At 48.8% G+C, this 15,511-nt stretch carries 13 protein-coding genes; 8 read left to right on the forward strand and 5 right to left on the reverse strand.

What is annotated here, in order from left to right; translation table 11 throughout:
• The first annotated feature begins 104 nt into the window (after positions 1–104).
• On the forward strand, positions 105–1,028 hold the full coding sequence (locus Q366_RS02300) for a LysR family transcriptional regulator (protein WP_035235930.1): 924 nt from the start codon (positions 105–107) through the stop codon (positions 1,026–1,028).
• A gap of 283 nt (positions 1,029–1,311) precedes the next feature.
• On the opposite strand, the gene Q366_RS02305 is transcribed toward Q366_RS02300, so the two are convergent.
• From Q366_RS02305 to nlpM, 5 genes are all read right to left on the reverse strand, one after another.
• Positions 1,312–4,173: an NHLP bacteriocin export ABC transporter permease/ATPase subunit gene (locus Q366_RS02305; RefSeq protein WP_169742917.1), complete on the reverse strand. Its 2,862-nt coding sequence runs from the start codon at positions 4,171–4,173 to the stop codon at positions 1,312–1,314.
• 47 nt (positions 4,174–4,220) lie between these two features.
• The gene (locus Q366_RS02310; protein ID WP_051957777.1) at positions 4,221–6,401 is read right to left on the reverse strand and encodes an NHLP family bacteriocin export ABC transporter peptidase/permease/ATPase subunit; all 2,181 of its coding nucleotides are present in this window, start codon (positions 6,399–6,401) and stop codon (positions 4,221–4,223) included.
• Positions 6,388–7,680 (reverse strand): NHLP bacteriocin system secretion protein, encoded by a 1,293-nt coding sequence (locus Q366_RS02315; protein ID WP_035235932.1) that lies wholly within the window; start codon positions 7,678–7,680, stop codon positions 6,388–6,390. Before Q366_RS02315 ends, Q366_RS02310 begins: the two co-directional genes overlap by 14 nt.
• Positions 7,681–7,841: 161 nt before the next feature.
• Positions 7,842–8,201 (reverse strand): Nif11-like leader peptide family natural product precursor, encoded by a 360-nt coding sequence (locus tag Q366_RS02320; RefSeq protein WP_035235933.1) that lies wholly within the window; start codon positions 8,199–8,201, stop codon positions 7,842–7,844.
• 69 nt (positions 8,202–8,270) lie between these two features.
• A complete protein-coding gene (gene nlpM / locus Q366_RS02325) occupies positions 8,271–9,662 on the reverse strand; it encodes a nif11-like peptide radical SAM maturase (protein ID WP_035235935.1) in 1,392 nt (463 codons plus the stop codon).
• 344 nt (positions 9,663–10,006) lie between these two features.
• On the opposite strand from nlpM, the gene Q366_RS02335 reads away from it, so the two are divergent.
• The 7 genes from Q366_RS02335 to Q366_RS02365 all read left to right on the forward strand — a co-directional run bounded on the left by Q366_RS02335 (position 10,007) and on the right by Q366_RS02365 (position 15,487).
• Positions 10,007–11,311, forward strand: coding sequence for a TolC family protein (locus Q366_RS02335; protein ID WP_169742918.1), 1,305 nt, complete (start codon positions 10,007–10,009; stop codon positions 11,309–11,311).
• Positions 11,312–11,513: 202 nt separating this feature from the next.
• Positions 11,514–11,888, forward strand: coding sequence for an NHLP leader peptide family RiPP precursor (locus tag Q366_RS20695; protein WP_084691675.1), 375 nt, complete (start codon positions 11,514–11,516; stop codon positions 11,886–11,888).
• Positions 11,881–13,137, forward strand: coding sequence for a beta-ketoacyl-[acyl-carrier-protein] synthase family protein (locus Q366_RS02345; RefSeq protein WP_035235939.1), 1,257 nt, complete (start codon positions 11,881–11,883; stop codon positions 13,135–13,137). The genes Q366_RS20695 and Q366_RS02345 overlap by 8 nt, the downstream gene beginning before the upstream one ends.
• Complete coding sequence (locus Q366_RS02350; protein ID WP_035235941.1) at positions 13,134–13,382, forward strand: acyl carrier protein; 249 nt, start codon at positions 13,134–13,136, stop codon at positions 13,380–13,382. The genes Q366_RS02345 and Q366_RS02350 overlap by 4 nt, the downstream gene beginning before the upstream one ends.
• Position 13,383: 1 nt before the next feature.
• The gene (locus Q366_RS02355; RefSeq protein WP_035235943.1) at positions 13,384–14,127 is read left to right on the forward strand and encodes an SDR family oxidoreductase; all 744 of its coding nucleotides are present in this window, start codon (positions 13,384–13,386) and stop codon (positions 14,125–14,127) included.
• Between the two features lie 5 nt (positions 14,128–14,132).
• The gene (gene fabZ, locus Q366_RS02360; RefSeq protein WP_051957779.1) at positions 14,133–14,564 is read left to right on the forward strand and encodes a 3-hydroxyacyl-ACP dehydratase FabZ; all 432 of its coding nucleotides are present in this window, start codon (positions 14,133–14,135) and stop codon (positions 14,562–14,564) included.
• Positions 14,565–14,584: 20 nt separating this feature from the next.
• Positions 14,585–15,487 (forward strand): GNAT family N-acetyltransferase, encoded by a 903-nt coding sequence (locus Q366_RS02365; protein ID WP_035235945.1) that lies wholly within the window; start codon positions 14,585–14,587, stop codon positions 15,485–15,487.
• Positions 15,488–15,511: the final 24 nt, after the last annotated feature.

Here is a 15,511-nt window from a genome sequence, read left to right on the forward strand (position 1 = left end):
ACCTCCTTTGGTTTGGATGTTTATTTCTTGCTCAACCAACAATATGTTACAGCCTGGAATTTTTGGTAGACGCATAAGCAGAATATCGATTATACTGATTATGTATGACAGTATTCGACGATTTATCCCTGCTGCGCGCTTTCGTCTGTATTGTGGAAAGTGGCAATATTTCTGTGGCGGCCCGCAAACTCCAGGTGACGCAACCGACGCTGAGCCGTTATTTGCAGACCCTGGAAGATCGCTGCGGAGCCGTATTGCTATTCAGAGATACGCACCGGATGCGCCTGTCTTCGACAGGAAACCAGTTTTTACGGGAAGCCCAATCCCTTCTATCCGCGGCGGAAGAAGCCGAACTGCGACTTCAGGACGACCAGGCAACCCTACGAGGTCATATCCGTCTGTTCTCGACAATCGATTTCGGCCAGAGTGTCGTCAGTCGACTTGCCGCAAGTTTCATTCAAGCCAATCCTGCAGTGACAATTAACCTTGCTTATTCCAATCGCCCAATGCATATGCTTGAAGAAGGTTGCGAGATAGGCATCATCGCCGGTACCGTTACGGATGATACGATCATCGCGCACCCACTCCCGGCCATTAAGCGATACCTTGTCGCTTCCCCTGTACTTCTAAAGAAGCATAAAGCCACCGTCTCCAAACCAATCGAACTTCAATCCTGGCCGTGGCTGGCGCTTTCCGGCTTTCAATTTGGTGAGGAAAAGGAAGTCATCATTTATTCGGCTGAACAGAAAAAACAGAGGTTGGAGATAACGCCTGTCCTGACATCCGAAGGTGTCACCAGCCAGCGTGAAGCGGCTCGAATGGGACTTGGAATTGCTGTTTTACCGGAGTGGCTGATCGCCGAAGATATTGTTTCCGAGCGGTTGATAAGGATTTTACCGGAGTGGCACGCCCAAGATTTACCGGCTCACATCGTATACCCGGTACAGAGACGCCTGCCATTGCGCGTGAGTAATTTCATTGATTTTGCAAGTACTTATATGACAAAACTTTTAAAGTCTGGAAAATAATTCAAGATTTATCAATGGAGGAGATCGGCTCCTTGAGCACGCTTGCAAAGCTCGAATAGTTATCGATAGCTAATAATTCATTTCAGATACTATACAAAACCGATCAAATAAAGTGTCTTGAACCATATTTAAGTTGACACTTATTCAATCAACGGGAGACGGACTTTGATTGTGTCTACCCGGAAACGCCACCAGCAAATTTTATAGATTATAAAATTAATTTTCTGAAAGTCTGAAAAATCAAGGATATTGGAAATTATCTTTCCCCAATTTAGAATTGCTGCTACAGCAACTGACGTTCTGCAAGTCTTTTGAACAACCCGTCCCGGGCCATCAATGAATCAAAGGTGCCGCTTTCCCGGATTTCGCCTTTGTCCATGACGTATATTTTGTCGGCATCTTTGATGGTGGACAAACGGTGGGCCACTATGATACGGGTGGACTTGAGTCTGCTTAAGCTGTCACTGACCACAGCCTGGGTCCGGTTATCCAGGGCGCTGGTGGCTTCGTCAAATATGAGAATTGCAGGCCGGTTTACAATGGCCCTTGCAATCATGAGGCGCTGGCGCTGGCCCCCGGAAAGGGTGGACGCCCCTTCCATGATCATGGTGTGCATGCCCATGGGCATTTTTTCGATATCTTCATCAAGGCCCACCATTCTTGCCGCTTCCCAGGCATCTTCCAGGGTCAAAGGGTGGCTGCCGATGATATTGGTGAAGAGATCTCCGGCCATGATATTTCCTGCCTGGATCACCACTCCCATATTCTTTCTGACCTGACGGAGATTCAGGTCGTTCAAGTCGTTGTCATCATAAAAAATCGTGCCGGATTCAGGTGTTTCAAAGCCCAGTAAAAGACGGATCAGGGTTGATTTTCCGGACCCTGATCCGCCCACGATGGCCACAAAAGAACCCGGTGTTATGTCAAGGGAAACGTCTTTGAGCACCATGGGGGTGTCCGGCGTGTATCTGAAATAGATGTGGCACAGTTCAATTTTACCACTCAGTGAACCCGGATCTGTCTTTTGCCGGTCTGTTTCCGGACAAGTCTGTAAAATGGGCGCTATTCGTTCGTAATAGGGAATGGCCGCCACAACGCCGGTGAGCGCCATAATCATCTGCACCATGGCTGCGTTCAAACCGGCAAAGGCGGCATTGAAAGCGATATAATCTCCTGTTTCCAATCCGGTTGCCCCTTCTTTGAAAACCATCCAGGAAAAAAGGACCATCAGGGCCAGGAGCAGAAAGTTATTAATAAAGGTGGCCGTGATGTTCTGGATGACTTCTGCTTTGAAGGCAAGTTTTTTCTGACGGCTAAAATGCCGGGCCCAGATCGCAAACGCGTTGTCCTCGGCCCCGCTGACCCGAAGCTTGGTCACGGCACTTAAAAACTGCATGACCAGGCTGGAAATTTTTCCCTCTATAACCGACCTGGTGCGCACGTAGCGAAGCTGCCACAAACAAAGACAGGAAATCACCGCACCTGCGGCAGCAATAAGTCCGGTACCGACCCAGGCCAGTCTTTGATGGTAGTAAAAGATCAAAAACAGATTAAAGCCGGAGAAAAAACTGCTGATCATCACCGTGATCACAGGGCCGGAAATTAATTGGCGAATCATGCTCATGCCCATGGCCCGCGTTGTGAGGTCACCGGTTTCATACTGCCGGAAAAACGGGGTGGACAAACGGATCAGTCTATCCCACAACGCCGCATCCAATGCGTAGTACAGGCGGTTTTCAACCCTGAGCAAGCTGATGTTCCGGCAGGTTTCAAACAAAATCGTGGTCACGGCAAACCCCGTAATAATAGCCAGGATTCCCCATATCTGCGCCCGGTCGGCATTGGGTATAATGTGGTTAAATATCTGTGCTGTGGTCAAAGGAACAATAAGGCCTAAAAGACCGATGGCCGATGCCAGCACCAGAACATACTTCAGGTCCTTGCCGCAGCCTTTAAGGCCGAACCTGACAAGGTCCCAGCCGTTCAGGGGGGTGTCCGGAAAGGGGCGGTAAAAGGTATATGCTTTTGGCCCAATGGCCGCCGCTGTCCCGGCGGTTACCCGGGATCTTTCCTGTGTGCCCGGCTCCACAGTCTCGTATCGGGTTGCAGACACGGGAATCAGGGCTTGGGGGGTATGATCTTTGGCGGAAAATCCCAGCAACGGGCCCAGATCCTTGCGCCACCAACCATCGGGAAGCATGACCTGGCGAACGTTGAACCCGGAACTTGCCGCAATATCCTGGACGGTCAGTTTCCGTGTCACGGCTTCTTCCGCCGGGGGCGGCGGCATTGTAATGTCAAGGCCCAAAGCTTCGGCAACGCTGCTGCAGGCGGCTGAAAGGGGATCGCTGAATTCATGGGTTGCATGATATGCACAGGCCTTGTCCATGACCGAGGCCAGCCGGATCAACCCCTGTTTTTTTGCCTTGAGACCCTGGGCTGTTTTTTCCCTCATCAGGTTATAAATATCCACGGCCTTCAGCGCGCTGTTCATGAGCATGGCCTGGAAAATCAGGGCATAAAAGGCATCAAGGGATGACCAGAGCCGACCGGTGACCAGCGCATCCGTTGTAGATATCAAACGGATCCGGCTCCCTTTGAAGGCCAGCAGCCAGCTATTTGGTGACAACGGCAGAAGACTGCCGCCGGCAAGGACGTCCTCGGTGCTGATGTACAGTCCGGTTCCTTCCAGATATTCCAGCCAGCCCCCATGGCTTTCGGGACAGGCGATCCTGTCCCGTTCCAAAGATTCTTCCGGGCCTGCAGAAAGAAGCAGGTCAGGCCGGGGCTTTGGTATAATGTCCTTGGTCATCCCCCGGGACAATCCCGCCGTCCATTGGTCAACAGCGCGGATAATGTCCTCCCGGTATTCCGGGGATTGCCCCAGGGCCATCAGTTGATTCATAGAAAGGTGCGCGGCCTTTGTACCCGGATATCCAACCGCCTGGAAGCCCTGGCCCATGGCGTATTCGGTCAGGTTCATGCCGAACAGCAGTGCGTGGGGACCTGCGCTGAGAAAATGATCTTTGGGGCCTGAAATTTTCCCGTCCCTGAGCTGAACGGCAAACACTTCCACCCGGCCTTCCAGGATATACCAGACCGATTGGCCCTCCAGGAGAATTGGCGTATTTGCGCTGGTTTCCACCAACGTCCCCTGTGTTTGAAAAAAATTTGCAAGATCCCGGGTCATGGTCAGTTCTCAATCAGCCTTCGATAGGGTCCGTCCTGAAGCTTAAGTTCATTGTGTATCCCCCGCTGAATCACCTTGCCCTGGTCCAATACGATAATTTCGTCACAGTCCCGGATGGTGGAAAGGCGGTGGGCCACAATCAGACAGGTGCAGCCCCGCCGTCTCAGGGCAATATCGATCTTTTTTTCAGTTTCCGGGTCCAGGGCCGAGGTTGCCTCGTCCAGAATCAGCACACTGGGATTGGTGACCAGGGCCTTGGCAATTTCCAGCCGCTGCCGCTGTCCGCCTGAAAAATTTTGCCCTCCCTCGGCCACTTCACCGTCATAGGCGCCGGCACGAACAGAGATATCCTCATGTATGGCCGCATCCTTTGCCGCCCGGACAATGTCGGCATTGGCCAGGGCCGTATTCCACATGTTCAGGTTTTCCCGGACAGAACCGGAAAACAAAAAAATATCCTGGTCAACATAGGACAGGGAGTTGAGCATGACCGCTTTGGGAATGTTGTGGCGGGGGCTGCCGTCAAACAGGACATCGCCTTGCCAGGGCTGGTAAAGGCCGCAGATAATTTTTGCGATGGTGGATTTGCCGGACCCGGATGTGCCCACAATGGCCACCCGGGCGCCGGGCGTAACCCTGAGATTAAAATTCTCGATCAAAGGCGGCTCCAACGGACTGTACCCAAAGGTCAAATCTTTGATGGTCAGTTCGCCGGTCAGCTTCACCTGATTTTTATCCTGCAGGGCCTGGCTGTCTGCCTGCTGGTATTGGCTGTCCTGGGCGTAGGACATAACGTCGTCCAAACGGTTCATATCTCCGACAGCCTCCTGGAACTGGCCGCCCAGGGTTACCATCTGCTGGACCGGTGCCATAAAGCAGTTCATCAGGCTCTGGAACGCCACCAGGGTCCCCATGGTCATGCCGCCGTCCATAACCCGGAGCGCACCGACCCCTAAAATGGCCGCGGTATTGATTGAGGAGAGCAGGACCGGCACCGGAGTTAACAGGTTGGTCCACCAGAGAAGCGCCTGGTGGGCGTTGAACGCTTTGGCCTGGTATCCGGCCCAGCGATTGAAAAAATCAGATTCAGATCCCGTTGCCTTGATGGACTCAATCAGGCTGATACCGTTCATGGCCGTGCCCATAAGTTTGCCCCGCTCCTGGAGCACACGCTGGTTCAAATCGCTGCGCTTTCTTGACACCCAGGATAAGAACAAAAAGTTCAAACCGGCAACGGACACGCCGATACCGGTGAGGGTGATATCATAATATGCCATCAGCACCACATAAAAAACCATATTAATCAGGCTTAAGCCGGCCGTGGCCATGTCTCCGGACAACAATACTGCCACCCGGTCATTGAGCTGGACCCGGGTGGAAATTTCTCCTGCGTATCGCTGGTTGAAAAAGGCAATGGGCAGCCTTAAAACGTGGTGGAAAAACTGTGAAGATGTGGCCACGGCCAGCTTGATCTGCTGGCGCAAAAGCGCTGTTTCCTTGAGCCAGTTCAGCACTATCTGCAGCACCAGGCACACACCCATACCCAGAAGCATCGGCTTGAACCAATAGGTTTTTTGGGCCACCAGAATATCATCCACAAACACCTTGGAAAAAGTGGGGATAATAAATCCCGGAACCACCAGGCCAAGACCGGCCAGGACTGCAAATGCAACGCCTTGCTTCACATACCCCAGCCGCCCTTTTAGTGCACGGAGCATCCCGGGTTTATTTCCGCCTTTGCTGAATTGGGGGCCGGGTTCCAGGGACAAGACAACCCCGGTAAAGGATTTATCCAATTCCTCCAATGATATGGTTTTAGGGCCGGCTGCCGGGTCATTGATAAAAACCTTTTTGCCTTTCATCCCTTCCAAAACGATAAAATGGTTGAAATTCCAGAACAGAATCATGGGCAGGGCAAGGGTTTCCAATCCCTTGGGCTCCTTGCGGAATCCCTTGGCCACCATACCGTATTTGCGGGCAGCCTTGAGGATGTTCACGGCTTTGGAGCCGTCACGGGACACCCCGCACTCTTCGCGCAGTTTTTCCAGGGGGACAAATCTGCCAAAATAGCCCAATACAATGCCAAGGCAGGCAGCACCACACTCCAAAGCCTCCATTTGAATAACCGTGGGGGTCCGGACCCGTTTGCGGTGCCAAAGGATGGCTGGTTTATTTTTCTTCAAACCCCACCTGCGCGTCTCCAATACCAAAAAGTTTTTTCCTTAGAAAGGGCAGCGCCAATTCTATTGGGGGCTGGCTGCTGACAACAACATCGGCCATGCACAATGTGCCGCTGTCAATGGTTGTATCAGGACCGCTTCCCGAGGACCACTTGTACCTGCCGGCAGTTGCACCGTCCGCCAGCAGGCCGGCGGTAACGGATATGGGGGCGCCCCCTGCAAAGAGACGGTTCACAAGGTCCTGGTTCTGGAGCACCCGGAGCATGCCTTTCTGGGAAGCCGGGAATCTGGACACCTGACGAATTTTGCCGATCATATATCCATATTCTTCTGTTTTAACGTTGGATGGACTGATCCTGGCGCTCATTCCCTCGCGCACCTTTTTGCCTTCCCCGGGTGAAAAATAAAGAAAGGCGGAAAGACATTCATGGCTTTCGCCTTCCACCTCAACACTGATGAGGGGTTCACCGGTATGAATGACCTTGCCGCTGTTGGTGTAAATTTCAAGGACCCGGCCGGTGCGGGTGCTGACAACCCGGCTTTCCAAATCCCTGGTGGCCTGGATTTCCCTGATTTTAAGCTGAACCTGGGAGATTTTGTGCTCTATGGCAAACCGTTCTTTGCGAATGGTGGCGGAAAGGTCCATTTCCTTGGCAGAAATATCGTTGAGCTGGCTCTGGTAGTCCATGATTTCCTTCAGGACTTTCTGGTACCGGTTTTTCACATCCTGGATCACACTGCGGGTGGTGAGTTTTTTTTTATAATACGCCTGCTGGCTGGCCAGTTCCTTCTCGATATAGGCCAGGTTATCTCTGGCCCCGGCAATGGCCTTTTCAATGGTTTTGCGCTGGTTGGCCAGCGTTTTGCGCTTGAGCAGGGTGGTCTTGTCCCCAAGGGTTAAAATCATTTTTTTTTCCGACTCAAGATTTGCAAGCTGCTCACGCTCCTGCCTGAGCTGTTGATCCTGGCCGGGCAAAGACAGAGTTGCAATCACCTGGCCTTTGGTCACAGCATCATCCACAGATACCATGATCTTTTTGACCTGGCCTGTGCCCAAAGAGACCACGTCATATATGGCGCCCTCCCTGAGCAAAATTCCCTGCCCCTGAACAGTGGTATGAATATTTCCTTTGATTCCCCAAAGAAAGGCAATGGCAATCAGTATAAAACAGCCTGCCAGGGCCATCCACCCCATGGGACGGGTGACCGTCATCACCCGGTCCAATTGTTCCGGCGAGGAAAGCGTGTCTAATGTTTTTTTTCTGAATATCGACTGTTCCAAAATTTTGGATTCCTTGGTGAACGGGGCTTAGCTGATATAAAAACGATAAAGGTTTTAATCTGGAAAAAATCAAGGCAGTGACCCTCAAAGGCTGAGCAGATATACTTGAGGCAAAAAAGGCATGGGCAATCTCCCCGGATCAGATCCGATTATGAAAAGGGTCAACCAAACAATTCAACACAAATTCTAAAACAAGAATCAATCTCCCAGCCCGTGTCCAGGCAGAAGCCACCGGCGACATCACCCAACTGCTGGTCAGTCAGTTCAACCGATTCCATACGTTTATCGAATTCTTCTTTGGTAATTTCATTGTTCAGGTGTTTATAAATCAAAGATTTCAGTTCATTATTGGACGTTGATTCGGCCTTTAACCGTAAAAGATCTTCATTGGTAAAATGAAGATTTTCAGACTCAACAAACGCTTTTCTGGATTCTTTGTCTTTACATGCAGCCACCTTATCCCGAAAGATTTTATCATTTTGTATTCTTTCCATAAATTCCCGGGCAGATTCCATGGACATGTCTCTCTCCTTTATGTTGATATATACTGTGTTTACGCCGGATTTTACATACGGATTATTCGTAATTTACTAAAAATCCAGCATACAAGGTTTGGGCGGTAGAACATCCTCATTAATCAACCAGGCTTTATCGCTTTCGTCAAGGCAGCTGACAACATATGCTGCCAGCTCTAATTCCCGGCGTTTGACTTGGCAGATATCTTCGGCGGGTTGGAAAACAGATTCCCACTTGCTCACGTTATCATATTTACAACCGCCGGCACAATAATACCGGGCAAAACAATCTTGGCAAAATTCATTACAAGTCACGTTTTTTTTATATTCTTCCCGATCCAGTTCTTTGTTAAACACCGTACCGATTTTATATTTTTTTTGACCTACAAATCTATGACACAAATAAATATCACCGTTGATGGAGACGCTGGCCATGCCCAAACCGGCGCCACAGGCGTAAAATTTTTTCCTGTTGTGAAAAAGGGCTAAAATTGCAGGGTAAATCAAACTATTTGATTGGGCATTATATAACCCTTTTTTACGCCTTTCACGGATATGAATAAGCCAATTATCCGCATCTTGCTCCATTGAACTGATGATTGGCCGCATATTTTTGTTATTGTTTTTAAAATTTTTATTCATATCAGATAACGGATCAGACGCCGTGACAATACTGATACTCTGAAATCCTAATTGTGACAAGGCGGTTTTAATAATCCCCGGATCATTGTCGTCCATAAGTACGGCATGTACATGGGTTTGGGGCATGACCTTCAATAATTTTCTGCAATTGCGCGCAACATCTTCATAGGAGCCTTTTCCGCTTGCATAGGGACGCTGTAAGTCCTGGATATTCCGGGGGCCGTCCAGGCTCACCATGACATCCATATCATGGGCTTTCATAAAGGCAATGCGTTCATCAGTCAAAAGTGTCGCATTGGTGGTGACCTTAAATAAAACTTGTTTGGATTTTTCTTCGGATTTTTTTTTGGCAGATGCGACGACCGTTTTCATCAGCGGGAAGTTTAGAAACGGTTCGCCGCCAAAAAATCCAATGCTGATCTGTTTCTTTTTTTCAGATTGATCCAATAACCAGTCTATGGCCTGTAAGGCAGTGGTTTCGTCCATGTGGCCCTTTTTGCCGTATTCCCCGCCGTTACCATAACAATAAATGCATCGCAAATTGCAGGACTGGGTCAAAAATAGAGCCACGTTCGTGATGAAAAATCCGTCCTTTAGGGGACTTGTTTTACAGGTCCCGGCTTTGCCACAGGAGAGGAGATTGAAAGATTTGAGCATCTGCTTATGTGAAAAAATGGCGTCAGGGGCGGGATTTGCCGATAGTTGGCTAAGTATGCCGGCCGTCTGTTTATCAACGGATGCGGCCTGCATGTTGTTAATATTGATCACTAGTGATATATCTTTGTGGTTGAATTGATAAAACGGTTTCAGCGTGTATTCTGTCACAATTACGCCCCTTTGATATTGTTTATGTGAGCAAAGGCCGTCCGCAACATACCATAACCGTTTTTATTTGACCCGTGCCCAAAGAAACCGCGTCATATATATGACGCCCTCCCTTTTTAGCTGCCTTACTCCTGAGCTTCTGTCACAGAAAACAAGAAATTGTTAACCTCCTTTCTTCTTGTTTCCAGTCTATAGTTTCTGCGGCTCTGCCGCCTTAGCTGCCCTTCATGCCAAAAAAAATCTTTGTTTGTCAACACGAAATGTATCAAAACCCTTTTGCTCAGTTTAATATTATTGTACCAATAGCGTGTCATTAAAAATAAAGAAAACCAATGGAGAACCATGTGAAGAACGCTTCCGTGTGGCAACTGCTGTTGCTGTTTTTGTCAATGTCCTTGCCCCCCCGGGTTACAGCCGGGCCAACACTGTCTTTGGGAGATATGTGCCGCATGGCGGACCGGAGCGCAGAGATTATTCTCAGTGCAAAAGATGATTGCGGGATCGCCATTGAGGACCGGAAAAGGGCTTTGGCCAATCTTCTCCCCTGGATTCAGGCGTCCGGTCAGCAGGTCAGCTACAGGAACAATGATGCCTCCTCCCCCAACACCAGGACCCTGGGCATAAATATAGGCCAGTCCTATACCCTGAATGGCCGGGAGTTCACCTACCTTGCCATGGCCGGAAAAAAAGTGGAACTGACCGGGTACGCCCTTGAGTCTGTCAGGTCTGATTTCCTTTACAATGTTGCCAACGCCTTTGTTTCCATTCTTAAAGCCAAACAGCGCGAACAGATTGCCCTGGCCGAGATCAACCGCCTGAAAATTCATCTTTCCCATGTTCAAGAGCAGCTTGCTGCAGGAGACGTAACCCGGACCGATCTTCACAGGGCCATTGCCGAGCTGGCCAAGGCCCGTACAAGTCAGGTGTCCGCCCATACCCAAAAAGCGCAGAACCGGGCGGACCTGGTTCGCATGACCGGGGTGGACCGGGCCTTCAGCCTTGATGAACGGGGCCTGGCCGATATAAACCGGAAAAGGTTTGATCCGGAGGAGATCAAGGCAGATGCCCTCAAAACCCGGGCAGATATACGCCAGGCAAAAAAGGCGCTGGCAATCGCCCTGGATCAGATTGATTATGAAAAGGGTAACTTCTGGCCCGCTTTAAGCGTTGAAACCGGATACAGGGAAACAGATGTTTCATATTCTCTGACGGCGGGGCGAAACTATTCCTACGATACGGAGGAGGCGTATATCTGTGCGGATCTGTCTTTTAACATTTATGCGGGCGGCTATCACAGGGCTGCCCGGCAAAAGGCCTTGCTTGAGTACAAAAAGGCCCGGCAGGACCTTCAGGTTCTGGAAAAACAGGTGATATATGAGGCTGAAGCGGCATTCTTAAATTTCACAGCTAAAAAGGCAATTCTTGTTAACCTTGAACAGGAACTTGCAGCAGCCGGGGAAAACTTTAATGCCGTTGAGGAACAATTCAGATTCGGCATGAAGGACAGCATGGATATCATGGACGCCAACACCCTTCTGGTCCAGGCCGAGCAGAACATGGCGGACGCAGGTTATGATCTGTCCCTTTCCGTTCTGGCAATCCTTTATGCAAAAGGTCGGCTGACCGCCTGTTTGCTGGTTTTGCCTTGACCCGGGAGGTACATATTGGAAACCTGTTCCCCATTTCGAGTACTTGATACTCTTTTTTTTCTCTGCTATATCTCGATTGAACAAAAAGAACGTACTATCCTGATGCAAGCGGTATCTTGCTCCCGGGCTGTGCTGACAGCTTAAAAAACTGCCAGGGTAGTGTTAACCACCTAACACGAATTCAACTTCATAAGGAGTCGTAATGATTAAAAATGAGATGATGGAAAAAATCATTCGAAAAGCCTGGGATGATGATGATTTCAGGCAGCAATTGTTGAATGATCCCAAACAGGCTCTGAAGCTGGCATTTGGTGTTGATATTCCTGATTTTGTAAATATTACCATCCATGAGAGCAAACCGTGTGATTTGCATTTTATCCTTCCGGAGAACCCTGAAAAAATGATCAATGGCGAATTATCTGACGAGGAGCTGGAAATGGTTGCCGGCGGCAAAAGTGCGCAGCGTCAGGAATGCTTCCAGGAGAATATCACTGATAACGGACCGGTGGGAGGATTCGTCAATACCATTTTGGTTGCGGTGGGCAATACCTGGGCCTACCAGGCAATGAATGATTAATACTAAAAGAGTCGTCATCACAGGCACAGGCATTATATCTCCCATCGGCAATACCCTATCGGAATTCAGAAAAAATTTGCTTAATGGGAAATCGGGTATCAAAGAACGTAAAATACCTTTTCTGGGAAGTATTCCGGCGGGTGCCTGTGACTATGATCCATTAAAATATCAAAACAGAAAAGAACTGAGAAGAGGAACAAGAGCAGGGTCCATAGCGATATATTGTGCCCGGGAAGCGCTTCTTGACGCCGGATTGGATATCTGCCGGACCGACACGTCACGGCTGGGCGTCTACATAGGGATTACCGAGCATGGCATGGTGGAGACGACGGACACGTTTCGTAAAATTGCGGAAAACGATTATGATCTGCAATTTTTGTCCCATCATTTAAATTCCCGGATTGTATCCAATAATCCTGCCGGAGAAGTATCCTTGAACCTGAAAATAAAAGGGCCTCATTACTGCGTGGGGGGGGCCTGTGCCGCCGGGAATCTGGGGGTTATCCAGGGGTACCAGATGATTCTTTTGGGGGATGTTGATATTGCTGTCGCCGGAGGCGTGTCGGAAAGTATCCATTCTTTTATTATCTTTTCAGCGTTTAAAAACCAGATGGCACTGGGTTCCCATAAGGATCCCGAAAAGGTGAGCAGACCTTTTGATAAAAACAGGAACGGGATTGTCATTTCAGAAGGAGGAACCCTTTTTGTGCTGGAGACATTGGAAAATGCACAAAAAAGGGGGGCTGAGAAAATCTATGGCGAAATTATCGGATGCGCCGTCTGCTCAGACGCTTCTGATCCGGTCGTACCCAGTGCAAAAGGCCAGGCCGCCTGTATGCAGCTGGCCCTTGAACGGGCCGGATTGAAATCCGCGGATATTGATATTATTAATACCCATGCGACGTCAACGCCTGTGGGCGATATTCAGGAGATAAACGCCATCAAAAAAGTTTTTCCCGATCTGAAAACGACCTTTATTAATAATACCAAAGGGTGCACCGGACATACAATGGGAGCGGCGGGTGCCATGGAGCTTGCGGGCAATCTGCCCTCTTTTAGCGACGGGATGGTTCATCCCGCCATAAATATTGATACGCTGGATCCTGAATGCGCCATGGAAAATCTGATAGCGAATAAAAAAGCGCCTAAAAAACATATCCGTTATATTTTAAATAACAGTTTCGGTATGTTAGGGATTAACGCCTCTGTTGTTGTAAAAAAGATTGATTCCGGAGAGGATGCCCCATGAAAAAAGAGGAAATCAGAAACTTATTGATTGAGATCTTTAAAGAGATCGCACCGGATGAAGACTTTTCCGGCCTTGACGACGCGGTCAGCATAAAGGACCAGATTAATTTTGATTCAATGGATTTTCTGGATATCATCATGTCCCTTCGCCGGGAATGCGCCATAAAGATCCCGGAAGAGGACTATCCCAACTTTGTAACTGTGGAAAGCTCAGTCCAGTATATTGAGTCCAGGTTGAACACTTAATATGAAGTTAGATTTTGATTTCAACAAAAAACTGGTAATGGTTACCGGCGGCACAAAAGGAATCGGCAGAGCGGTTGCCGAATTATTTTTAAGACACGGCGCAAGGGTCATTGCCACCTATTCAAAAGACCATGGGGCCGCTCAAAAAATGAGGGAAGAAAGTCGTCATCAAGATCTATGCATTGTTAAATGTGATGTTGCCTCTTACCGGGATGTGGAAGCTTTCTACGGGGAACTGGATACAAGGGATGATGCCTTATCCGTACTGGTGAATAACGCGGGAACCAGGAAAGATTGCGTTCTTGGGATGATGAAGCCCCGGGACTGGCAATCCGTAATTGATGTGAACCTTACCGGCGTTTACAACATGAGCAAATTCGCCGTTTTAAACATGATGCGCCATCGGTATGGAAGAATTATTTCCATCACATCTGCCGGCAGGCATTTGGGTTTTCCCGGCCAGACCAATTATGCTGCTTCAAAAGCGGGAATGGTTGCCTTTACCAAGTGTCTTGCCAGAGAAACAGCCAAACGCAATATTACGGTAAATTGTGTTTCGCCGGGATTTATTGACACCGGGTTTATTGAAGACCTGCCCGCGGATCTAAAAAAAGAGTATCGCAAAAGGATCGCAATGGGACGGTTTGGCCTTATGGATGAGGTGGCTTTCGTTGTTTTATTCCTGGCCTCCGAATATGCTTCCTATATTACGGGATCCGTTTATGATGTGGACGGGGGGCTTTAAATAACATGGGGGATACAATCAATTATCTGCCCCAGAGAGCGCCTTTCCTTTTTATTGATTCGATCCTTTATCTGGGCAAGGACAGGGTGACAGCCACCTATCGCGTAAAGACGAATGAATATTTTTTTAAGGGGCATTTTCCGGATAAGCCGGTTATGCCCGGCGTGATACTATTGGAAATGATGTTCCAGGCCGGGGCTGTCTATGTTTCCCGGTTCAACCGCCTTGGGAATGGTGACATTCCAGTCATCGCCAGGGTTGAGAATGCCAAATTTAAAAAAATGGTAAAACCGGGAGAAAGCCTGTTGATTGAAGTGAGTTTCATGGAAAAAATGAACAATGCCTTTTTTTTCAAAGGAAAAATACAAGCCTGCGGACAAGTGGTCGCCTCTTGTGATTTTAGAACGGCTGTTGTTCCCGGGATTGATGCCCGATAGCACACAAGGAATCGAACACCATGTACGAGTATTGCCTTCTGAACAGGGATCTGCTGCCCCTGTTTCAAAAAATGACCTATCCGGTCTATTGGAAAATGATAAAAAATTTTCCGGACACAGATGATATGGATGTTGTCGCCTATGGGTGCATGTGTTTTGGGGTAGCGGCAGGACTGGCAATCGCCTTTTTGAACCATGTGGAAAAAAAGGCCCGGTTGTTAAGCCTTTTTACGGATCCGGAACATAGGAACCGCGGAATCGCAGCCACATTATTATCAAAGCTTAATGAAAACCTGAAAGATAGGCATGTAAAAGAGGTGTATACTGTATTTGAAAGGGGTAGAAATTTTTCGGATCAGGTAGAAAATAGTTTAAAAAAATGCGGATTTTCCGATTTTAAAATCCGGGCCCATATCGGGCGCGGCCATCTGGAATTGATGCGGAAAGCGGCCTGGTGGCAAAAAGCGTTCCCCCTGACCCGTTTTTCCATTATTCCCTGGAAGGATATCAGCCGGGAAAAGAAACAGCGGTTACGCTGCCCGGAAAATGAAACGCCCTGGTACCCCCCGAACCTTTCTCCTTTTAATGATCCCCATATACGTGAACCCCTGAATAGTTTCGGGCTGATATATCAATCAGAAATCGCAGGCTGGTCAATAACCCATCGAATTGCCCCTGATACAATCCGCTATACCTGTCTTTTTGTCCGGGAAGAGTTTCAGGCCTACGGGATCGCCATACCATTGATAGCCGCGTCAATAAAAAAACATATTGAATTCCGGGAAGAATTGGGACTGGGGAAGTTCACCTTTGTCGTATATCCTGAGAACGGCAACATGCTAAGGTTCGTAAACCGGTATTTCCGGCCCTATCTGGATCAGTTGAATGAATCCGTGGCCGCAAGAAAAGTTTTTATTCAATAAATGCAAGGTTAAAAAAAATGAATG

Origin of the sequence: Desulfobacter vibrioformis DSM 8776 (genome assembly GCF_000745975.1) — a bacterium.
GTDB classification, from domain to species: Bacteria; Desulfobacterota; Desulfobacteria; order Desulfobacterales; family Desulfobacteraceae; genus Desulfobacter; species Desulfobacter vibrioformis.